General features: G+C 67.5%; 17 protein-coding genes, 1 other RNA gene and 1 pseudogene. 9 read left to right on the forward strand and 10 right to left on the reverse strand.

Annotation, left to right across the window (positions count from 1 at the left end):
* The first annotated feature begins 41 nt into the window (after positions 1–41).
* From OVY01_RS09335 to OVY01_RS09345, 3 genes are read left to right on the forward strand one after another with little or no spacing between them, the layout of a single operon-like run.
* Positions 42–575, forward strand: a complete 534-nt coding sequence (locus OVY01_RS09335; protein WP_267847176.1) for a 2Fe-2S iron-sulfur cluster-binding protein — start codon at positions 42–44, stop codon at positions 573–575.
* Positions 572–1,558: an FAD binding domain-containing protein gene (locus tag OVY01_RS09340; protein ID WP_267847177.1), complete on the forward strand. Its 987-nt coding sequence runs from the start codon at positions 572–574 to the stop codon at positions 1,556–1,558. Before OVY01_RS09335 ends, OVY01_RS09340 begins: the two co-directional genes overlap by 4 nt.
* Positions 1,558–3,873, forward strand: coding sequence for a xanthine dehydrogenase family protein molybdopterin-binding subunit (locus tag OVY01_RS09345; RefSeq protein ID WP_267847178.1), 2,316 nt, complete (start codon positions 1,558–1,560; stop codon positions 3,871–3,873). Before OVY01_RS09340 ends, OVY01_RS09345 begins: the two co-directional genes overlap by 1 nt.
* A gap of 4 nt (positions 3,874–3,877) precedes the next feature.
* Here OVY01_RS09345 and OVY01_RS09350 read toward each other — a convergent pair whose 3' ends face one another.
* Genes OVY01_RS09350 through lptF form a run of 3 tightly spaced genes read right to left on the reverse strand, consistent with a single transcriptional unit; the run spans position 3,878 to position 6,640 of the window.
* Positions 3,878–4,324, reverse strand: coding sequence for a sirohydrochlorin chelatase (locus OVY01_RS09350; RefSeq protein WP_267847179.1), 447 nt, complete (start codon positions 4,322–4,324; stop codon positions 3,878–3,880).
* 35 nt (positions 4,325–4,359) lie between these two features.
* Positions 4,360–5,520: an LPS export ABC transporter permease LptG gene (gene lptG / locus OVY01_RS09355; protein WP_267847728.1), complete on the reverse strand. Its 1,161-nt coding sequence runs from the start codon at positions 5,518–5,520 to the stop codon at positions 4,360–4,362.
* A 31-nt stretch (positions 5,521–5,551) separates the two neighbouring features.
* A complete protein-coding gene (gene lptF / locus OVY01_RS09360) occupies positions 5,552–6,640 on the reverse strand; it encodes an LPS export ABC transporter permease LptF (protein WP_267847180.1) in 1,089 nt (362 codons plus the stop codon).
* 109 nt (positions 6,641–6,749) lie between these two features.
* On the opposite strand from lptF, the pseudogene OVY01_RS09365 reads away from it, so the two are divergent.
* The 3 genes and pseudogenes from OVY01_RS09365 to lgt all read left to right on the forward strand — a co-directional run.
* A pseudogene (locus OVY01_RS09365) lies at positions 6,750–8,270 on the forward strand (leucyl aminopeptidase); the annotation flags it as partial.
* 213 nt (positions 8,271–8,483) lie between these two features.
* A complete protein-coding gene (locus tag OVY01_RS09370; protein WP_267847181.1) occupies positions 8,484–8,897 on the forward strand; it encodes a DNA polymerase III subunit chi in 414 nt (137 codons plus the stop codon).
* A 169-nt stretch (positions 8,898–9,066) separates the two neighbouring features.
* A complete protein-coding gene (gene lgt, locus OVY01_RS09375; RefSeq protein WP_267847182.1) occupies positions 9,067–9,969 on the forward strand; it encodes a prolipoprotein diacylglyceryl transferase in 903 nt (300 codons plus the stop codon).
* Positions 9,970–10,018: 49 nt separating this feature from the next.
* Here the strand turns inward: lgt and OVY01_RS09380 are convergent, their stop codons facing one another.
* The 4 genes from OVY01_RS09380 to OVY01_RS09395 all read right to left on the reverse strand — a co-directional run bounded on the left by OVY01_RS09380 (position 10,019) and on the right by OVY01_RS09395 (position 12,001).
* Positions 10,019–10,768, reverse strand: a complete 750-nt coding sequence (locus OVY01_RS09380; RefSeq protein ID WP_432422201.1) for an SIMPL domain-containing protein — start codon at positions 10,766–10,768, stop codon at positions 10,019–10,021.
* Between the two features lie 192 nt (positions 10,769–10,960).
* Positions 10,961–11,142: non-coding RNA, 6S RNA (gene ssrS, locus OVY01_RS09385), on the reverse strand.
* A 171-nt stretch (positions 11,143–11,313) separates the two neighbouring features.
* A complete protein-coding gene (locus tag OVY01_RS09390) occupies positions 11,314–11,634 on the reverse strand; it encodes a cell division protein ZapA (protein ID WP_267847183.1) in 321 nt (106 codons plus the stop codon).
* On the reverse strand, positions 11,624–12,001 hold the full coding sequence (locus tag OVY01_RS09395; protein WP_267847184.1) for an ATPase: 378 nt from the start codon (positions 11,999–12,001) through the stop codon (positions 11,624–11,626). Before OVY01_RS09395 ends, OVY01_RS09390 begins: the two co-directional genes overlap by 11 nt.
* 330 nt (positions 12,002–12,331) lie before the next feature.
* On the opposite strand from OVY01_RS09395, the gene OVY01_RS09400 reads away from it, so the two are divergent.
* Complete coding sequence (locus OVY01_RS09400; RefSeq protein ID WP_267847185.1) at positions 12,332–12,961, forward strand: ParA family protein; 630 nt, start codon at positions 12,332–12,334, stop codon at positions 12,959–12,961.
* A gap of 73 nt (positions 12,962–13,034) precedes the next feature.
* Here the strand turns inward: OVY01_RS09400 and panC are convergent, their stop codons facing one another.
* The 3 genes from panC to OVY01_RS09415 all read right to left on the reverse strand — a co-directional run bounded on the left by panC (position 13,035) and on the right by OVY01_RS09415 (position 15,097).
* Positions 13,035–13,895, reverse strand: a complete 861-nt coding sequence (gene panC / locus OVY01_RS09405; protein ID WP_267847186.1) for a pantoate--beta-alanine ligase — start codon at positions 13,893–13,895, stop codon at positions 13,035–13,037.
* Positions 13,896–13,967: 72 nt separating this feature from the next.
* Positions 13,968–14,909: a segregation and condensation protein A gene (locus tag OVY01_RS09410; protein ID WP_267847187.1), complete on the reverse strand. Its 942-nt coding sequence runs from the start codon at positions 14,907–14,909 to the stop codon at positions 13,968–13,970.
* A gap of 2 nt (positions 14,910–14,911) precedes the next feature.
* Positions 14,912–15,097, reverse strand: a complete 186-nt coding sequence (locus tag OVY01_RS09415) for a DUF3460 family protein (protein WP_267847188.1) — start codon at positions 15,095–15,097, stop codon at positions 14,912–14,914.
* A gap of 334 nt (positions 15,098–15,431) precedes the next feature.
* On the opposite strand from OVY01_RS09415, the gene OVY01_RS09420 reads away from it, so the two are divergent.
* Positions 15,432–17,228 carry an autotransporter assembly complex protein TamA gene (locus OVY01_RS09420; protein WP_267847189.1) on the forward strand — a complete coding sequence of 599 codons (1,797 nt, stop codon included), beginning with the start codon at positions 15,432–15,434 and terminating at the stop codon, positions 17,226–17,228.
* A gap of 19 nt (positions 17,229–17,247) precedes the next feature.
* Positions 17,248–21,498 carry a translocation/assembly module TamB domain-containing protein gene (locus OVY01_RS09425; protein WP_267847190.1) on the forward strand — a complete coding sequence of 1,417 codons (4,251 nt, stop codon included), beginning with the start codon at positions 17,248–17,250 and terminating at the stop codon, positions 21,496–21,498.
* The last annotated feature ends 52 nt before the right edge of the window (positions 21,499–21,550 follow it).

Raw genomic sequence — 21,550 nt, forward strand, 5'->3', positions numbered from 1 at the left:
GATACCGCGCGCGACGTCATGCCGACCTTCAGGGAGCAAGCATGCATTTTGTCATCAATGGCAACGATATCGAGCTGGATCTGGATCCCAGGACATCGCTCCTCGATTTGCTGCGCGAGCAATGTCATCTCTTCGGCGTTAAAAAGGGCTGCAACCAGGGGGCCTGCGGCGCGTGCACGGTACTGGTCGATGGGACGCGCATCAACAGTTGCCTGGCCCTGGCCGTGCAGTATCAAGGCCGCGCCATCACCACCATCGAAGGGCTGGGCGCGCCCGGCGAGTTGCACCCCTTGCAGGCGGCATTCGTCGAACGCGACGGGTTTCAGTGCGGCTACTGCACGCCCGGCCAGATCTGTTCGGCCATCGGGATGGTTCGCGAGTGGCGGTGCGGTGTGCCAAGCCATGTCAGCGAGGACGTCGCCGCGTCGGACTTTTCGCTGACGGGCGAGGAGCTGCGTGAACGCATGAGCGGCAATCTGTGCCGCTGCGGCGCGTACAACGGCATCGTCGATGCGATCCGGGATACGTTCGTCACGGCCGAGGCCGTGCCCGGCAAGTGCGAGGTGGCCCGATGACCCCCTTTACCTATGAACGTGCTTCGGACCAGCAGGCCGCGCTCGCCCTCGCCGCGCGACCGGGCGCCAAATACCTCGGTGGCGGTACCAACCTCGTCGACCTGATGCGCGAGACCATCGAGCATCCGACGATGCTGGTCGACGTCACCGGTTTCTCGTGCGCCATAGAAGAGACCGCGGAGGGGGGGCTGTCGATCGGCGCCGGCGTCAGAAACACGGCCGTGGCGGCCGATCGGCGTGTGCGTGAACGCTATGCGCTGCTGTCGCAAGCCATCCTGGCAGGCGCGTCGGCGCAGATCCGGAACATGGCGACGACGGGCGGCAACCTTCTGCAGCGGACCCGCTGCGGCTATTTCTACGACGATGCCGCGCGCTGCAATAAACGCGAACCCGGAACGGGCTGCGACGCCGTCGACGGGTTCAATCGCATGCACGCGATATTGGGGGCATCCCCGGCGTGCGTCGCCACCCATCCCTCGGACATGGCCGTGGCGCTGGCCGCCCTGGATGCGCGCGTGCTGGTGACCGGTCCCGGCGGCGTTCGCGACATCGCTTTGGTGGACCTGCATGTCCTGCCCGGCGACACGCCGCAGATCGAAACCGTGCTCGAAGCGGGCGAGTTGATCACCGCCGTGGTCCTGCCGACCCGCCCGGCGGGCCGTTCCACCTATCGCAAGGTGCGCGACCGCGCCTCCTATGCGTTCGCTTTGATCTCGGTGGCCGCGATCCTGGAGGTGCGGGACGGCGTGGTGACGGAGGCACGGATTTCCCTGGGCGGCGTCGCCCACAAACCATGGCGGGCGCGCGCGGCGGAGGCGTTGCTCGTGGGCGGTCCCGCCACCGAGGCGGCGTTTCTCGCGGCGGCGCAGGCGGAACTCGCGCCGGCGCGTGGACTTCGCGACAACGCGTTCAAGATCGACCTGGCGCAACGTGTGGTGGTCGACACACTGATCAAGCTGACGTCCCTCCAGGAGATTCGGTGATGCCCATTCTCAAAAATGCCGCGCAGGCCGTACTGAAAAAGGCCATCGCGCTCGCGCCCGACGTCCTCATCCCCGGCGGCAAGCCTGACCCCCTGATTCGCCACACGGGTGGCCTGATCGGCGCGCCGGTCAGCAGGATCGACGGGCCGTTGAAGGTGTCGGGCCGGGCGACCTTCGCCGCCGAGTTTCCCATGGCAGGCATGACCTACGCGGCGCTCAAGTATGCGTCGATACCGCGCGGGCGCATCGTCGCGCTGGATACCGCGGCCGCCGAGGCCGCGCCGGGCGTCGTTTTGGTGATGACGTACCGGAACGCGCCCCGCCTCCGGCCCATGCCAGCCTTCATGACCCAGCAAAAGGCCGCGGGCGGCGATGACGTGCCGGTCATGCAGGACGACCAGATTCACTGGAACGGCCAGCCGGTCGCGCTCGTGCTGGCCGACACGCAGGAGCAGGCGGATCATGCGCAGTCCCTGATCCACGTCGTCTACGAGACCGGGCGCGACGCGGTCACCTCACTGGCGGCCGCCAAGGCGAAAGGCTCGGAGCCAGGGTTGTTCCAGGGCGAGCCGCTGAAGCTCGCGATCCAGGATGCCGAGACCATGCTGGCCGCGGCGCCCCACAAGATCGATGTGCGCTACACGACCCCGCGCCACAATCACAATCCCATCGAGCTGCACGCGGCAACGCTCGCCTGGCAGGGCGATACGCTGCGGATCCACGACACCGTGCAGGCGGTCGCCCACGAAGCGTGGACCCTCGCGCAGGTGTTCGGTATCGACGAGAAGCACGTGCACGTCACCTCGCCGTATGTCGGCGGCGGTTTCGGTTCGAAAACGGTATGGCAGCATCAGGTGCTGGCAGCGGCGGCGGCGAAACTGGCGCAGCGGCCGGTGCGGATCGTGCTGTCGCGGGAAGGCGTGTTTCGCATCGTCGGCGGGCGCACGCTCACCGAGCAGCGCGTGGCGCTGGGTGCCCGGGCCGACGGGACCCTGGACGCGCTCATTCATACCGGTACGGTCGCGATGAGTCCGCATAACAACATGCCGGAGCCCTTCATCCTGCCGGCGAAGAGCGCCTACGCCTCCCGAAGCTTTTTGCTCGACGTCGAAACCGTCAGAATGAACATGACGGCCAACACCTTCATGCGGGCACCCGGCGAGGCCGTCGGCACGTTCGGACTGGAATCCGGCCTCGACGAACTCGCTCACGCCATGGGACTGGACCCCATCGAACTGCGCCTCAGGAACGAACCGGAAAAGGATCCGACGACGGGGCTACCCTTTTCCCAGCGCGGTATCGTCGAGGCCTGGAAGGCCGGCCGCGAGCGGTTCGGCTGGGACGCACGGCGGGAACCCGGCGCGCGGCGCGAGGGCGACTGGTTCGTCGGCATGGGCTGCGCCGCGGGCACCTATCCGTATTACAGGATGCCGGGCGGCGCGGCACGGATCACCCTGACCGACAAGGGACGCGCGACCGTCAGCATCGCCGCGCACGAAATGGGCATGGGCACATCCACCGCCCAGACGCAGATCGCGGCCGAGCGTCTTGGGCTGACCATGGCCGATGTCGACTTCGAATACGCCGATTCCCACTTGCCGGGCGTGGTGCTGGCCGGTGGCTCGCAGCAGACGGCGGCGATCGGCGCCGCGGTGATGGCAGCCCATCACAAGCTGGTCGTGAAACTGCTGCGGCTTGCCGGCGATGGCTCGCCGCTATCCGGCCTGGCATCGGGCGAAGTGGGGTGCCGTGACGGCGGTCTCTGCGCGCTGGACGACCCGGACCGGTTCGAAACCTACGGCGCGTTGCTGGCTCGCGCCGGGCACGACCACGTCAGCGTGGAAGCGGAGGCGCCGCCGCCGCTCGAGATACAGCACTGGTCCATGCATAGTCACAGCGCGCTGTTTTGCGAGTTGCGCGTGCATGGCGTCACCGGCGAGATTCGCGTGAGCCGTTTTCTGGGGTCGTTCGACTGTGGCCGTATCATCAACGCCAAAACCGCGGCCAGCCAGTTCCGCGGCGGGATCATCATGGGGTTGGGCCTGGCGCTGATGGAAGAAACGCACTTCGACGAGAGGACGGGACGCGTCATGAATCCCTCGCTCGCCGACTACCACGTGCCCGTGCATCTCGACGTGCCGGAGATCGACATCATCTGGGGCGACGAGGCCGATCCCCACACGCCGATGGGCGCGCGCGGCGTGGGCGAGATCGGCATCACGGGAGTGGGGGCGGCCGTGGCGAATGCGGTCTTCAACGCGACCGGCCGACGCGTGCGCGATCTGCCAATCACGCTGGACAAGGTCATGGGCTAGCGGATCATTCCTGCCATTGCTGCAACGCATACGCGCCCACTGCCTGCAGCACGCTTTCGTCCTCGCCGACCGCCTCGGCGCTGCGGATCGTGATATCCGGATGGCTTGCCCGGCAGGCGTCGAGCAGCGCGGGGAAATCGCGTCGCAGATGCGCGCCGCGGCCAAAGAAGACCGGCACGACCGTGATCACGTCGCAGCCGGCGCTGACCTGCTCGCCGACGGCGGTCGCCAGGTCCGGCGTCATCAGTTCGAGAAACGCCAGCGACACCGGGCCGGCGCCGGGACTACCCGCGGCGCCGTCGTCGGCCCGGACCGCCGCCTGACGCGCGCGCATCTGCTGCGCCAGACGTTCGAAGGGTTCCGCCCAGCGCGGGTCGCGGGCGCCATGCCCGAACAGGATCAGGCCGCGCAGGGGCGTGGCGGAAGGCGGCAGGACGTTGGCATCGGACATCGGATTTTCCAGGGCGTGGGGCGATCGGACCAGGATCAGTGTCGGTCGACCCAGCGCAGACCGACGATGCCCAGCACCAGATACAGCAGCGCGGGCAGGGCGGCGGTCACCGGCGCGGGCCAGGTGTTCAGGGTGCCGATATGGGAAAACAGGGTGTTGACGAGCTGAAAGCTCATGCCCAGCATGATGCCGCCGAACACCTTCATGCCCACCACGCCCGCGCGCGAATGCAGATACGCGAACGGCAGCGACAGCGTCAACATCACGAAGACGGCGAACGGATAGAAGATCTTGCGCCAGAGCGCGACGTCGTAGCGCTGCGTGTCCTGGCTGTTCTCGCGCAGGTGATGGATGTAGGAGGTGAGCGCGTAAATCGACATGTTCTCCGGCGCCACCAGCAGCACCGACAGAATGCGCGGCGTCAACTCCGAGCGCATCAGATAGCTGGGCATCGTCTTCAGCGATGACTGATACAGCGGAATGAGCGAGTTCAGATCGGCGACCGGTTCGTCCGACAGGCGCTCGAGTGCCATCTCCGTGACGCCGTCGAGTTTCCACTGGTTCGGCGGGACGAAGACGCCGCTTTGCGCGAGCCGGACATGCGTGAGCCGGTAGCGCGGATCGAATTCGTAGATCTTGACGTTGCTGATGGTCGCGTCGGGGTTGAGCCGGCCGACGTTGACGAAGCGCGTCACGCCGTTGCCCGCGGCGCCCGCAGCGGCGTCGCTGGCGACCGTGTCCTTGAGCCACACGCCGGAACGAAAGCCCGAGGAGACCGACGAGCCGATCGCGCTGAGCCGTACGCGCTCGGACAACTGGTTCGCATACGGTCCGATATATTCGCCGATGACGAAAGTCAGGATCAGCAGCGGCACGCCGAGCTTCATCAGGGTGCCGAGCGCGCGTTGCGGCGACATCCCGGCGGCGCGCAGGATCGTGAATTCGGACGAACCCGCCATCTGCGCGAAGACGTAGATGGCGCTGATCAGCACTGCGACCGGGATGATTTCGTAGAAATGCCCGGGCACCAGCAGCGCCACCGTCAGCAACGCATAGCCGAAGCGATAGTTGCCGTGCCCGACCGCATCGAGCTGGGCGATCAGGTCGAAGAAGAAGAACAGGCCGGAGAAGGCGAAGAGGATGAAGGAGAAGGTCAGATAGACCTGTTTCCCAATGTATTTTTCGTAGGTGCGGATCATCGACTAGGAACCTGTTCGCATGATGGGGCTAGCCGCCACGCCGGAAATTCAGCGAAAAGAAGGGCCGGTTGCGCACACGCCGCCAGAGCATCAGCAGGGCGATGATCGCGACCATGACGTGCAGGGCGATCACGCCGATCGAGAACGGCACCTTGCCCTGGTCGATCCAGTTCTGCATCAGGTTCTGCAGATTCGAATAGGTCAGGTAGATCAGCACCGCGAACACCATGTTGATGGTCCGGCCACGGCGAGGATTCTGATAGGCCAGGGGAATCGCCAGCAGCATCAGGGTCACGCCGGTGAGCGGCAGGCCGAGTCGCCAGGCGAGTTCGCCAAGGTTGGCGCGCGTCGGGTTGTGGATCAGGTCCATCGTCGCCGTGCCGCGCGACGTCGTCGTGTTGACCGTCGGTTTGTCCTCGATCTTGACGCCGTAACGCTTGAATTCGACGATGCGGAAATCCGGGTGGCCCGGCTCGCCGTCGTAGCGCCGGCCGTTTTCCAGGACGATGAAGCGGTCCCCGTTCGGGTGCGTTTCGATCGAGCCCTGCTGCGACACGACCACGAACAGCTTGCCGTTCTCGGTGCTGGTCACGAAGACGTTCTGCACGCGCTGCGCGTTCGCGGACAGCTTCTCGACGAAGAACACGCGCTGGTTGCTCGCCGATTCGCTGAACTGTCCCGGGGCGATCATCGCCACGTCGTCGCGCTGCTGGAACCGTGCGCTGATTTTCGACTGCTGGTTGCTGGCCCAGGGCCAGGCGACCAGCGAACAGAAGGCGATCAGCAGCACGAGCGGCGCCGAGAACACGGCGAGCGGACGCAGCAGCGCGGTCAGGCTGAGCCCCGAGGCCTGCCAGACCACCATTTCGGAGTCGCGATACCAGCGGGTCAACACCACCAGGATCGAGACGAACAGCGTGACGATGAGCATCACCGCGAGATAGCCGACCATGGTCAGACCGATCAGCACGAGGATGTCGCGCGGATCGGCCTTGCCGACCGCGGCCGAACCGATGATGCGGATCAGCATCGTGGTCAGCATGATGGTCAGGAGCACCATGAAGACGGCGCCCGCCGTATAGGCGAGTTCACGCTGCAGTGAACGTTGAAAAATCATTGTCTACGGAATCGAGGGCGCGGCCGGGTGCGTCGGGACGCATGCGGCAAGCCGCGCCGGAGAAAATAGCGGATAATCGCGCTTGAACTGACAATCAGGGATTAGCGCGATGGACTTTAGCATAAAAGCCTTCGAATGGAACACCGCCGGCGGTTACACGGTTCCCGGCACCAAGGCCGATTGTATCGTGGTCGGCGCGTTCGAAGCGCAGCCGCTTTCCGGCGCCGCGGCGCGGATCGATGCCGCCAGCGACGGCTGGCTGTCGCAGCTGATCAAGGCGGGCGACATCGACGGCCGCGCGGGCACGACGTTGATGCTGCATGCGCCGCTGCGCGCGGGCGCGGGCACGCCGGCGGCCGCGCGCGTGCTGGTTGTCGGACTGGGCAAGCAGGCGGGCTTCGGCGCCAAGGCCTATGCCGACGCGGCGAAGTCCGCGGCGCGGGCGCTGGCGTCGAGCAAGGCGGCGCAGGTCGTCTTCACGCTCGCGCAGACGCCGGTCGAGGGCCGCGACGCGGCCTGGGCGGTGCGCACGGCGCTCGTCGCGTGGCGCGATCACACTTATCGCTTCGCCGGGCTGAAGATGCAGGCCGAGGCGCCGCCGGCGCCGGCGCTGAAGAAGCTGTGGTTCACGGTGGCCGCGGCCGACGAAAAGGCGGCGAAAGCGGCGCTTGCCGATGGCACGGCGCTGGCCAACGGCGTCGATCTGACCCGGGAACTGGGCAACCTGCCGCCGAACATCTGCACGCCGACCTACCTCGCCGACGTCGCCCGTGAAATCGCGGACGACTGGAAGCTGAAGGTCGAGATCCTGGGCCGCAAGCAGATCGAAGCGCTGCGCATGGGATCTTTCCTGTCGGTGGCGAAAGGATCGAGCGAGCCGCCGCAGTTCATCGTCCTGCGTCACAACGGCGGTGCCGCCAAGGCCGCGCCGGTGGTGCTGGTCGGCAAGGGCATCACGTTCGACACCGGCGGCATCTCGCTCAAGCCCGGCGAAGCGATGGACGAGATGAAGTACGACATGTGCGGCGCCGGCACCGTGCTGGGCACGATGCGCGCGATCGCCGAGATGGGCCTGAAGCTGAACGTGATCGGCGTCATCCCCACCTGCGAGAACATGCCCGCGGGCAACGCGCTGAAGCCGGGTGACGTGGTGACCAGCATGTCCGGGCAGACGATCGAAGTGCTGAACACCGACGCCGAAGGGCGACTGGTGCTGTGCGACGCGCTGACCTACGTGGAGCGCTTCAAGCCGGCCGCGGTGGTGGATATCGCGACGCTCACCGGCGCCTGCGTGATCGCGCTGGGGCACCACAACAGCGGCCTGTTCTCGCCGGACGACGCGCTCGCCGACGAATTGCTGGCGGCATCGAAGCAGGCGGCCGACGCGGCCTGGCGCATGCCGATCGAGGACGCCTATCAGGAACAGTTGAAGACGAATTTCGCCGATATGGCGAACATCGGCGGCCGTCCGGGCGGCAGCATCACCGCCGCCTGCTTCCTGTCGCGCTTCACGAAAGCCTACCGCTGGGCGCACCTCGACATCGCCGGCACCGCCTGGAAGGGCGGCGCGGCGAAGGGCGCGACCGGGCGTCCCGTGCCGCTGCTGGTGCAATTCCTGAGCGAACGCGCGTCCAGCGAGACGGGGCGTGCGGCGCGCACCGCGACGCTCGCGAAGGGGCCGGCGCGGGCTGCCGCCCTCGCCGATGCAACGGCCGCCGGCGCCCCGGCACCGGCCGCCGCTCCGGCCGCCGGTGCCGCGAAGGTCCCCCGCGCGGCTGCGCGCACGGCCCGCCCGCGCGGCAAGGCCGGGTTGCCGGTCGGTGGCTGAGACGGCCGGGCGGCGATGACGCGGATCGATTTTCATACGAACGTCGCCGACCGGCTCGGTTATGCCTGCCGGCTCGTGCGCAAGGTCTATGGCGCGGGCAAGCCGGTGCTGGTGCTGGGCGACCGCCCGGCACTGACGGCATTCGACGCGGCGCTCTGGACGTTCTCCGCGCTCGATTTCATTCCGCACTGCATGGGCGACAGCCCGCTGGCGGCGCAAACGCCGATCGTGCTGGCCGAAGGCACGGATACCGCACCCCACCATGCGATCCTGCTGAATCTGCGTGCCGAGGTGCCGGCGAACTTCGCGCGTTTCGAGCGCCTGCTCGAACTGGTGGGCGAGGCACCCGAAGAACTCGACGCGGGCCGCGAGCGCTACCGGTTCTATCGCGACCGGGGCTATCAGCTGAATTTGTTCAAACAGGCCTGATGCCCGTGCGATGGCATTCCGACAGGCTAGGCGCCGTCATTTTATGACATCATGACGGGCTGCCCGACGGGCCGCCACGAAGGCCCGCACCGAGGGGCCAGGCAAGGCGCCGGTGCCCGCGCCAGGCCGCCGGCCGGGCAGTCCCATCGTCACATGCTCCAGGGTCATTATGCTGATTCATCCGCAATTCAATCCCATCGCGATCCAGCTCGGACCGCTGGCCATCCGCTGGTACGGCCTGATGTACCTGCTTGCCTTCGTCCTCGGCATCCTGGTGTTGCGCCTGCGTCTGCGGCAACGACAGATCGTGGAGCAGCAGTGGACCAGGAAGGACATCGACGACATTCTGTTCTACGCGGTGCTGGGCGTGATTCTCGGCGGCCGGATCGGCTACATCCTTTTCTATAAAGCCGACTATTACCTCGCGAATCCGCTCGATGTGTTCAAGGTCTGGCAGGGCGGGATGTCGTTCCACGGGGGATTTCTCGGCGTCGCGCTGGCGATGACGCTCTTTGCGCGCAGCCGCAGGCGGCCGTTCCTGCAGGTGACCGACTACATCGCGCCGGCGGTGCCGCTGGGTATCGCGGCCGGGCGATTCGGGAATTTCATCAATGGCGAATTGTGGGGGCGCGTGACCAGTCCGACCGCGCCCTGGGCGATGCTGTTTCCCGATGCCGCCGCCGAGGACCGTCAGTGGATGCTGGCGCACCCCGGCGAGGCGCTGTCACGCGGTCTGATAACGGTGTACGAACAGACCCGCGGCCTGTTGCCGCGCCATCCGTCGGAACTGTACGAGATGGCGCTGGAAGGCATCATTCTGTTCGTCGTCATGTGGCTGTTCTGCCGCAGGCCGCGGCCGCTGGGCGCGGTGACGGCGCTGTTCGTGATGGGCTATGGCATTGCCCGCTGCCTGGTGGAATTCACGCGCCAGCCGGACGATTTCCTCGGTTTGCTGGCGCTGGGCCTGTCGATGGGGCAGTGGCTGTCGATCCCGATGATCCTGTTCGGCATCGGCCTGATGGCATGGGCCTATCGTCGTCGGCCGCAATCGCCGGCCGGGGTGCCGGGCTGAGGACGTACCGAAAGCCGACCGCTAGCCGGACGATAGCGACGGCCTCTCCTCAGCGCGTCATCTGCACCGCGCCGCTGACGGTCACCGTCACGGTGGAGGTGCCGCCTTCGATGGGCACATCCTGGGTCTTCGCGGCCGCTGCTGCATACAGCATCCGGGGCGCGATGCGCGACTGCCGGTAGCCGCCATTGCGCCCGACATTGACCTCGCGGACCGTATACCCGCTGTAACCGAAGGCCTGGGTGGCGGCCGTCGCCTGCTGCCGGAAGGCCGCGATGGCCTGTTTCGTCAGCTCGCTCTCTGCCTGGCGTTGCGCGTCGGGGGACAGCGAGAAGCTGACATCGCCGACCTGCAACGTCGTGCCGAGCTGGCCCGCCAGCCGCGATGCGGCGGCGAAGTCACGCGATTCCAGTATCAATTCGCTGCGCCCGCGCCATGCGCTGATGCGGCCATCCCGATCGGTCGTGGGCGACATGCTGAAGGCGCCGGTTTTCACCTTCACCGCGTCCTGTTGCCGGGCCACCTTCAGCGCCGCGTCGGTGTGCTGGTTGAGGGCCTGCGTCAGCGCTGCCGGGTCATTGCCCTGCTGTTCATAGAAGAGATCGATGCGGACGATGTCGGCAGGCACCTCGGTACTGGCGCTGGCGTCGAGCGAGAGCACGCCCGAGGGGAGGTCGGCCAGCGGCGATGCGATGCCCTGCGCGGTGGCGGTGCACGGCATGGCAAGCGACCACGCAACGGGCAGGCCCATGGCGGCCGCGAGGAGGGTGGCGCGGAAGGACGGTAGCGGGAATGTCATGCGGCGATGTCTCCTGTCTGCGGAGGATCATCTTAAACGCGTCGCGCTGTCCTGTGGGCACCGTGCGACATGGCGCCGAGGGATTATCGCTGCTGTCGGGAAACGGGAGCACGCGGAAGGACGGCGAAGCGCGTAGGGCGAAGAAGCGCCAGGACAAACAAAAACGGCATCGGATATCCGATGCCGTCGAAAATGATCCCCGCCTTAGCCGCCAGGCCGGCATCCTGAACCGGAGTTCAAGACGGTCGCAGTTAGAAGCGCTTCGGGTTCGTCAGACAGAGTGACGCTCACGCCCGCGCTACAAATTCCCACGACCTTGCTGATTAGGCATTGGTTCAAGGAATCTATGACCTTAGCAAACCAGGCAGGGAAACCGTAAAAACTGTGAATCCGCAACGTATCCGGCGCCTTGTCCGGCTCGGACGGTGAGGGCGCCGCGTTGAAACCATTCTGCCACAACGATCACGAATGTGCACTCTTCTTCGCGGGGCCGCGGTTATGGCGCCACGGCGTTGCCCGCGAACGCCGCCAACTCGGGCGCCGTGTCAGGCACCGTGATGCGCGACGCGCTGCACCGCCGAATCGATCTGTTCGTTCATGCGCGCGATGGTTTGCCGGATTTCCTCGGCTGGAAACGCTTCGCCATGGCGCACGCTCTGCTGCAGGTTCAGCAGCTCCGAGGCAATGCTCAGCGCCGCCATCACGGCGATGCGGTCGGTGCCGCGGATCGGGCTCTGCGCGCGGACCTTGTTCATTTCGGAGTCGACGCGCGCTACGGATTCGCGCAGCACCGCTTCGCTTTCCGGCGAGCACGACAGCCGGTATGGCTGTCCGAGTATCTGTACTTCGATCTGCTTAGCGCTCATAGGTTTCTCCTTCCGCTTGCCGGACGTGCGCGTGCGGATCGTCCCGCGGATCGAATTCACCCTGGCGCGCCGGCTCGCCGTGTTCCATCGCGCGCGGCACCGGGAGTTTTTCCAGGATCGCGTTCAGCTTGACCTGCGCGTCCTCGATCTTCGCCAGCAGCGCGTCGCGTTCGTCGCGCAGCCGGTCGCGTTCCGCGCGCAGCGCGAGCGCCGCGGTCATTGCTTCGTCGCGTTCGCCCCGCACGCGCGCGAGCTGGGCCTCTCGATCGGCGAGCGCGCCCTTGCCGGCTTCCACCGAGTGGAGCAAGCGGTTGATATTGGCAGACAGTGATTCGAGATCGTTCAGCATGATGAGCGGCGTCCTCATAAGACGGGGCATTTTACCCCGGAACCCCGTGTGTCCCATGGGCAAAGTGCGCCAAGATGTAAGAGGATTTGCAGCAAGGGGGCGGAAGCGAGTAGGCGTGCGCTCGTAGGCGTCTCGATGGCGGCGTTGCGCGGGCACCGGCGCCGCCGGGCGGGCCGTTCGCGACGCCCCGCCCAACGCGCGGGTCCCGGCGTCGTATCCGCATTATCGCCGCCTTCGCCGCTTCCTGCAGTCCGCCGGGCGTTGCCGCCCGGCGCCGGCCGAATGCCATGCCCACAATGGGTGCGAGTTCGCGGATAATAATCGCTCGTTCGAATGGGAGGAGAGGACATGTCGGTGATCGCAATCGTCAATCCGAAGGGCGGCGTGGGCAAGAGCACGCTTGCCACCAATCTGGCCGGCTATTTCGCGGCGAGCGGCGAATCGACGGCACTCGGCGACATCGATCCGCAGCATTCCTCCCATGTCTGGCTCGGCATCCGAGCCGCCGAGCTGTCACCGATCGCACCGTGGGCACCCGACGCGATGCGGCCCGAACGGCCGGCGCGGGGCGTCGCGCACGCGGTGCTGGACACGCCAGCCGGCCTCGACGCGGCGACGCTACATCACATCGCGGCGATGGCGGACCGCATCATCGTACCGCTGCAGCCGTCGATCTTCGATATCTACGCCACGCAGGCCTTCCTGGCGCTGCTGGCGAAGGAACGCACCGTCAAGCGTAGGCAGATTCGGATCGGCGTGGTCGGCATGCGCGTGGACGCGCGCACCAGGGCGGCGGAGCAGTTGCAGCGGTTCGTCGAGGGGCTGGACGTGCCGGTGCTGGCCACGCTGCGCGACACGCAGAACTATATCCAGTTGGCCGCCCATGGTTTGTCGCTCTGGGATGTGGCCCCCAGCCGCGTGGAGAAGGATCTCGAGCAGTGGCGGGCGCTCACGCAGTGGGTGAGCGCGACCGATTGAGCCGATTCGACCCAGCAAGGATCCAACCCGGCAGGCATGCGGCGCTGAAGCGGATGCCGTCGTGGATCCGCCCTCAGATCTCGAGATTGTCGATCAGGCGCGTCGCGCCCAGTTTCGCAGCCGCCACCACGACGAGCGGCTCGGCCGGGTCGCTCGTCGGGTGGCTCGTCGAATGGCTCGCCGGGTCCGGCGCGCGCAGGTCGGCCTGCCGGCGGATCGCGATGTAGTCGGGCTGCCAGCCCGCCGCGGCCAGGGCGGCGACCGCGCGCTGTTCGATCCGTGCGAAGTCGCGCTCGCCGTTCTGCAACTGATGCTGCACCTCCTTGAGCACCGCGTACAGGCGCGGCGCCTCGGCCCGCTCGGCCGCGCTCAGATAGGCGTTGCGCGAGGACAGTGCCAGACCGTCGTCCTGTCGCACGGTTTCCGCGGCCACGATATCGGTGGCGAGCGCGAATTGCTGCGCCAGGCGGCGAATCACCATCAGTTGCTGATAGTCCTTTTTGCCGAACACCGCGACGCGCGGATTGACGCAGCAGAACAGCTTCATCACGACCGTGCAGACACCCTCGAAAAAGCCGGGACGCGACGCGCCCTCGAGAATGCCGCCGAGATCGTCGGGTGGCCGGACCCGGTATTCCTGCGGCTGCGGATAGAGATCCTTCTCGCCAGGCGCAAAGAGCACGTAGACGTTTTCCTTCTGCAGTTTCTCGATGTCCGCCGCGAGCGTGCGCGGGTAGTTGTCGAAATCTTCGTTCGGGCCGAATTGCAGCCGGTTGACGAAGATGCTGACGACCACGGGATCGCCGTGCAGGCGCGCGGTGCGCATCAACGACAGATGGCCTTCATGCAGGCTGCCCATCGTCGGCACATAGGCGATACGGTTCTGGCCGCGCAACTGGTCGCGCAATTCCTGGATCGAACTGATGACTTTCATGGGTGACAGGGGTCTCCATTGGGGCGGTCGCCGGGCGGCTACGATGGCCGCGGCGGGTCTGTCGGCAGGGCGTCAGCTGGGCGAATAGGCCAGCCGGACGTAGATGGGGGCGAAAGGCTCGGCCTGGGTCAGCTCGATCAGTGCCTCGCGCGTGAGTTCGAGCATCGCGATGAAATTGACGACCACCACCGGCACGCCGGACCCGGCGTCGAACAGTTCGGTGAATTCCATGAAGCGCGCCGATTGCAGGCGGCGCAGCATGAGACTCATGTGCTCGCGTACCGACAGTTCCTCGCGGCTGATCCGGTGGTGCTCGACCAGACGGGCGCGGCGCAGCATGTCGCGAAACGCGCCGTGCAGGTCCGCGGCGCCGACGTCGGGCCAGCGCGGCACCAGGCTTTCCTCGACATGCACCTGGACGTCCAGGAAATCGCGTCCGCGCTGCGGCAGCCGGTCGAGGCGCTGCGAGGCGAGCTTCATCTGTTCGTACTCGAGCAGCCGGCGCACCAGCTCGGCGCGCGGGTCGTCCACTTCCTCGTTGCTGTCCGTCTTCTTCAGCGGCAACAGCATCCGCGACTTGATCTCGATGAGCATCGCCGCCATCAGCAGGTAGTCCGACGCCAGTTCCAGGTTGGTGCGCCGGATCTGCTCGACATAACCCAGGTACTGGACGGTGACCTCCGCCATCGGGATGTCGAGCACATTGACGTTCTGCCGGCGAATCAGATAAAGCAGCAGATCGAGCGGGCCTTCGAAGCTGTCGAGAAACACTTCGAGCGCCTGCGGCGGGATGTAGAGATCGTGCGGCAGCTTGAACACCGGCTCGCCGTACAGCCGCGCGAACGCGACGACGTCCACGCCGCCTGGTGCGGCGTCGGGCACGCGCACGGTGTCCGTCGCGCCGCTTTCGGCGTTGACCGCGTCAAGGGCGGTCCTGGCGGCGTGTTCGCCAGGTCCGGTCTCCGGTGCGGCGGAAGCAGCGGCCCGCGCCGGACTCCGGTTGGCGTTCGACATCGTCAGAAGGTTTGGTAATAAACGTAGGATGTTTGCTTGACGCGCGCGTGGGTTTCGCTCGCGCGCTGTTCCAGATCCAGCGGCTTTTTGTCCCACAGCAGCGCACGGCCGAGTTGCTGCTGCCGTTCGAGTTTCGGCTGCTCGGCCTTCAGCTGCTTGATGAACGACGTGATCTCGGATTCGTACATGGTCTGTACCTGCCTTTGGTCGTATGCGTGGTCGGATGTTCAGCAGGGTATTTTATCTTATCCTCGGGACCTGACCAGGGAATACGCGATGCGTCCGCACGCCGTCGAAAACGACGCGTCAAACGCCGGGGGGATCATTTCGCGGTCAACTGTGTTGAAATAGCGGCGGGGTGTAAGGCGCGGCAAGCAATTGCCGCAAGCGGCGTGCGACGGGCCACGCCTTTCTTTGGCGATGCAAGGTCGACGCCTGGGCGCAGGGCGATGCTCACGGACGGAATGGGAGATGTGTTTGGCGGGCAGTGAAACGGGAAACGGGGCGTCGCCGGCGTACGGCATGCGCGCGACGCCGGGGCGCCGCGTGGGATGGCCGCGGGCGCGACCCCTCGCGGGCGTGGCCGGGCGCCGGCTTGCCGCCGCCCTCGCGGGCGTCTGGCTGCTGGCGCTGGCGGCGCCCGCGCGCGCCGTGTATACGGTCGACATCGACGCGCCGCGCGCCGTGCGCAAGGTGTTGACGCAGCATCTCGACCTCGCGCGGTTCGCGAAACGCGACGACATCGGGGACGAGCAGTTGTCGTTTCTCGTCACGGCCGCGCCGCAGCAGGCGCGTCAACTGGTGCAGACGCAAGGCTATTTCAGTCCGGTGATACAGACCGAGGTGCGCACCGTGAAGGGCCGCAAAGCGGTCAGGCTGAGCGTCGAACCGGGGCCGCAGACGACGATTTCGAGTGTCGCGCTCTCGTTCACCGGCCCCGTGGCGACCGAGGCACCGGTGCGCGAGACCGCGACCCGGCTCGCCTGGCGTCTGCAGTCGGGCGACGCTTTCACGCAATCCGCCTGGGACGATGCGAAAAAGGCCTCGCTGACCGTGCTGCGCGCGCAGCGCTATCTGGGGGCGCGCATCGCGCATTCCGAGGCGAAGGTCGACCCGCGCACCCATACGGCGGCCCTCTCCGTGCAGTTCGCCAGCGGCCCTACCTTCACGCTCGGGCCGGTGACGGTGTCCGGCGTCGAGCGCTATCCGCATGCCATCATCGATCACGTCAATCCGCTGCATGTCGGCGAGATCTACAGCGCGGCGCGGGTCCAGGAGCTGCAACGCCAGGTGCAGAACACGCCGTACTACGCGAGCGTCGCGGTCGATGTGCAGGCCGATCCCGCGCACGCGACCGAGGCGCCGGTCGACGTCAAGGTGCACGAATACCAGTTCCACAGCGTGCGCTCGGGCATCGGTTACTCGACCGACCGGGGCGCGCGGATCGAGGGCGCCTATTCGTACAACAACGTTTTCAACCGCGCTTACGTCTTCACGGTGCAGGGCCGGCTCGAACAGAAAAGTCAGTATGGATCGGTGCAGCTGGCGATGCCGCCCGACAGCAAGTCCTACGTCAACAGCGTGCTCGCCTCGTACACGCGGACCGACGACGAAGGCACGGTGATCTACAGCCTGCGTACCGGGTTCCAGCGCACGCGCTCGCTGCAGTTCTACGATTACACCTACTCGTTGATGTATTACCAGGATCGGCTCGAGCAGAACGTCGGGCCGCCCACCGTGAGCCGCGCGCTGGTGCCCGCCTGGGCCTGGACGCGGCGCAACGTCGACGATCCGGTATTCCCGCGCAGCGGCAATCTGATCAACGTCGAGGCCGGTTTCGCCGTCAAGGCCGTGGCGTCGGACGCCACCTTCGGCCGGATCTACGGACGCGCGCGGCAATACCTGCCGATCGGCCGCAACGATCTCGTGCTGCTGCGCACCGAGATGGGCGGCGTGTTTTCGGGCGCGGCGTCGGCACGGATTCCCGCCACGCTGTTGTTCCGGGCGGGCGGCGCAACGTCGGTGCGCGGTTACGGATACGAGAGCATCGGCAACAACGTGTCGGGGAGCGTGCTGCCGACGAAATACCTGATCACCGGCGGCGCGGAGTATCAGCACTGGTTCAACCACGACTGGGGCGGCGCGGTGTTCTTCGACATGGGCACGGCGACCGATACCTGGGCGGAGCGGCGCTTCTACCAGGGCGTGGGCGTGGGCGCGCGCTGGCGCAGTCCCGTCGGCCCGCTCAACGTCGATCTGGGCTATGGCATCCAGAACCGCAGCATTCGTCCCTATCTGACGCTTGGCGTCGCGTTCTGATCCGGTACCGCCCTTCATGATGAAAGTGTCGCTCGCCCTCCCGTCCCCCATGCTCGCGCTGGCCGGCCGGCATGCGCCCGGCGTCCCGGCCGCTGCCGCGAGTGTGGCAGCGGCCGGGGCGGGTAAGGGCGTGCCCGAGACCGGCATGTCCGGCGAAGCAGGACGCACGGGGCCGGGTGCCGGAGAAGGCAATGACCACGGCGGCAACGGCGGCAACGGTGGCAACGGCGGCGATGGTGGCAAGGGCGGCCGGCGGCCACGCGGCATCGGGCGGCGCATCGGGCGTGCCCTGGTCTACGCGGTGCTGTTCGTGGTGCTGCTCGCGGCCCTGCTGCTCGGCGCGCTGTTTGGGGCGGTGCACACCGAGCGCGGCACGCGTCTCGCGTGGCAGGCCGCCACGCGCCTGCTGCCGGCGCACCTGTCGGGCCGGCTGGAGGGCGGCGCGCTGCAAACCGGCGTGCGCCTGCACGATGTCGCCTGGCGTTCTGCGGGTCTGGAGGTCCGCGTCGATCGCGTGTCGGGGCGCTGGCACCTCAGCCGGGCGCCCTGGCGTTTCACGCTCGAGTATCTGCGGGTCGGCACGGTCGATGTGCGCATCGCACCGGCGCCGTCCAGGCCGGGTTCGCCCGCGACCTTGCCGGACTCGCTGGTGTCGCCGATCCAGCTCGATATCCGCGATGTCCGGGTGGAAAAGATCGCGGTGCACAGTGGCGCGTCGACGACGCGCATCGACGCCCTCGCCCTGCATGGCGGGACCGATGGCCGCCATCACCGGCTGGTGCTCGATGGCGTGTCGACGCCGTACGGCGATGCGCATGCGCGCGTCGCGCTGGACGGCGTGCGCCCGTTCGCGACCACCGGCACCGCGCGTTTCGCGGGCGCGGTGAGCGGACAGGCGGTCGACGTCTCGGCGCGCGTGTCCGGTTCCCTGGAAACGCTGGTCGCCGACGTCGCGGCGTCCGGGATGAAGCTCGCGGGCCAGGCGCATATCGAGGCCACGCCGTTCGCCAGCGTACCGGTGAAACTGGTGACCATCGCCGCCGATCATCTGAATCCTCAGGCATTCGGCGCGGGCGCGCCGGCAGCGGATCTGAAGGTCCGCGCGCAATTGCGGCCGGTCGCATCGCCGGCCGCGGGCACGCCTTTGGTCGTGAGCGGACCGATCTCGATCGAGAACGCCAGTCCCGGCTCGCTGGACGCCAAACGGCTGCCGCTGATCGACGCGCGCGCGACCGTGCGGCTCGATGCAAGCGCGCAAACGGTCGAAGCGCTGCGCGTGCGCCTGCTGAACGACGCGACGGTGACCGGCCGGGGGCGGCTGTCGCAGGGCCGGGGCGAACTGGCGCTCGACATTGCGAAGCTGGATCTGCATGCGCTGCATGCGGCGCTGCGGCCGACGCAACTGGCCGGCACTGTCGCGCTGGGCCTGAAAGGCGACACGCAGACCGTCGCTGCGCGGCTGGCCGACCCCGCGGCGGCGCTGGCCCTGCGCGCCGCCGTGGTCGCGACGCCCGCCCAAACCGCGTTCCGGCAGGTGCAGTTGAGCGTCGGCAAGGGGCGCGCGGACCTGAGCGGCACGCTCAAGCGCGATACCGATGCCAGCTTCGCGTTCAAGGGCACGCTGCGCGATTTCGACCCGCTGGCGCTGATGTCGGCGCAGCAGGCGAGCGCACCTGCGCCACGCCAGGGCGCCAGCCGGCAAACGGCCGGCCGGCCAGCCACCGTTCGCCCAACCGCCGACCGGCCCGCCGCCACCCGGCAAACCGCCACCCGGCAAACCGCCACCCGGCAAACCGCCACGCGCCGGATCGAGGCGCGCGTGTCCGGCACGTTCGACGCCACCGGTACGCTTGCCCCGGAGGTGCGCGCCAAGATCGGTTTCGCGCTGAACGACAGCGTCTACGACGGCTTGCCGATGACAGGCTCCGGCACCGTGCAACTGGCCGGAACGCGCCTGTTGCCCAGCCGGGCGCGATTGTCGGTGGCCGGCAACGATGTCGCGCTCGACGGCAGCTTCGGCGCGCCGGCCGACCGCCTGAATTTCACGATCCAGGCGCCGCAGCTCGACCGTCTGGGCTTCGGCCTGGCCGGCGAGTTGAGCGCCCGGGGAGACGTCACGGGATCGATCGCGCATCCGAATGTCACGGCGCAGTACCAGGCGAGCGGCCTCGTCCTTGGCGACCTGCGGCTGGGGCACGCGCAGGGGCAGGCGCAGTTGCGCGATGGCGCGAACGGTGCGCTGAACGCTTCGGTGGACGCACGCGATCTGAGCGCGCCAGGCTTGTCGTTGCAAACGTTGACGGCGCGCGTGTCGGGCACGCGCGCGCGGCACACGCTGGACGCCAGCGCACAGGGCAGCCTGCGCGGCAACCGGCTCGACGCGTCGCTCGCGGCGCAGGGCGGTCTGACCGACAACCATGGCGTCACCGGCTGGCGGGGCACGATCAGCCAGTTGCAGAACCGCGGCACGCCGGCCCTGCAATTGTCCGCGCCGGTGTCGATCGTCGCCGCCCCCCGGCACGTGGAGATCGGCGCGACGCGGCTGAGTCTCGAAGGAGCCGTGCTCGATCTGCGCAACGCCCTCTATCAGGAGGGCCAGATCCGCTCGGCCGGCACGGTCACTGGTATCGACGTGGCGCGCATGCTGGCGTTGCAGGCGGAATTCACCGGCAAGCCGAACACGACGCTGACCGACCTGGTGCTCGACGGCGACTGGGATTTCGGTCTGGGCGCCACGGCAAGCGGGCATATCGCGCTACGCCGCCACGGCGGCGACCTGCAGGTCAACGCCGGCCAGGGCCCGGCCGGCCTGGGCATCGAGAAGCTGAGCGCGCGCGTCGATTTCCCCGGCGGCAGTCGGGCGCACCTGACGGTGAACGCACAGGCCGCACGGCTCGGCACGCTCGCCGCGGCGCTCGACAGCACGCTGGTGGAGCGGGACGGCCTGCTGACGCTGGCCGACGCATCGCCGTTGAACGGCACGATCGCGGCCGACCTGCCGTCGCTGCGCACGACGGGGGGGCTGCTCGGTCCCACCTATATCTTCGATGGCGCGATCGGACTGCGGCTGGCGGTCGCGGGCAATGTCGGCAAGCCGAAACTGTCGGGCACGATCTCCGGGCAGAAGCTGGGCGCGACGCTGGTCGATCAGGGCGTGCAGTTGCGCAACGGCGTGATCGACATCGCGATCAGCGACAACATCGTGCAGTTCCGCAACGTCAGCTTTCATGGCAGCACCGGCACCTTGAGCGCCACCGGCCGGGTGCAGCTCGACGCCGACAATCCCGGCATCACGGCCCACATCGTCGCCGACAAGCTCGAACTGTTCGGCGCGCCGGACCGGCAGCTGGCGATTTCGGGACAGGCGTCGGTCGCCAACGCCGGTCCGGGTGGCGGGCTGGCGATCGATGGCAAGTTCGCCGTCGACCATGCGCGCTTCGACCTGCCGAAAACCTCGGCGCCGCGCCTGGGGGACGACGTCGTGATCGTGCGCTCGAACGGGCAGACCGACACCGCCGCGCCGCCCAAGGCGGTGTCGGGCGTGGAAAAACCGATCGGACCGTTCGCGCCGATCGCGAACATCGCCATCGATCTCGGCCACGATTTTCACTTCGAGGGAGCGGGCGCGGTGCTGGGCCTGACCGGCGCCCTGACCGTGCGCAGCGCACCGAACGAAGCGCTGTCGGCGGTGGGCACGGTGAGCGTGACGCCGGGGTCGACCTACGAGGCGTTCGGCCGCAAGCTGGGGATCGAGACCGGCTATTTCACCTTCAACGGGCCGGTCGACAACCCGTCGATCAATCTGCTGGCGATGCGCCGCAATCAGGAAGTGGAAGCGGGCGTGCGGGTGCAGGGCACGCTGCGCTCGCCGGATGTGACGCTGGTGTCGGAGCCGAGCGTCACGCAGAACGAGAAGCTGTCATGGCTGCTGTTCGGTCATGGCACCGACACCGGTCAGAACCTCGGGCAGCAGAACACGATGACCGCCGCGCTCGCGCTGCTGGGCAGCGCCGGCGGCAAGACGCTGGCGCGCAGCGTCGGTCTCGACGAGTTTTCGATCGGCACCAGCGATTCGGGGCTCACCGATGCCCAGGTGATATCCGTCGCGAAGGCGCTCAACGAGCATTTCGTGCTGGGTTACGAACAGGGCCTGCAATCGGCCGGCTATCTGTTCAAGCTCACCTGGCTGCTGTCGCGGCGCTGGTCGGTGGCGGCGCAGGCGGGAACGTACAACGGCCTGTCGCTGATGTTCACGAACCGTTTCGATTGAGCATGGGGTGGGCGGCCCGACAGGGCATCCCTGCGTCAACCGCGTGTCCGCT

The organism is Robbsia betulipollinis (genome assembly GCF_026624755.1).
Classification (GTDB): Bacteria; Pseudomonadota; Gammaproteobacteria; order Burkholderiales; family Burkholderiaceae; genus Robbsia; species Robbsia betulipollinis.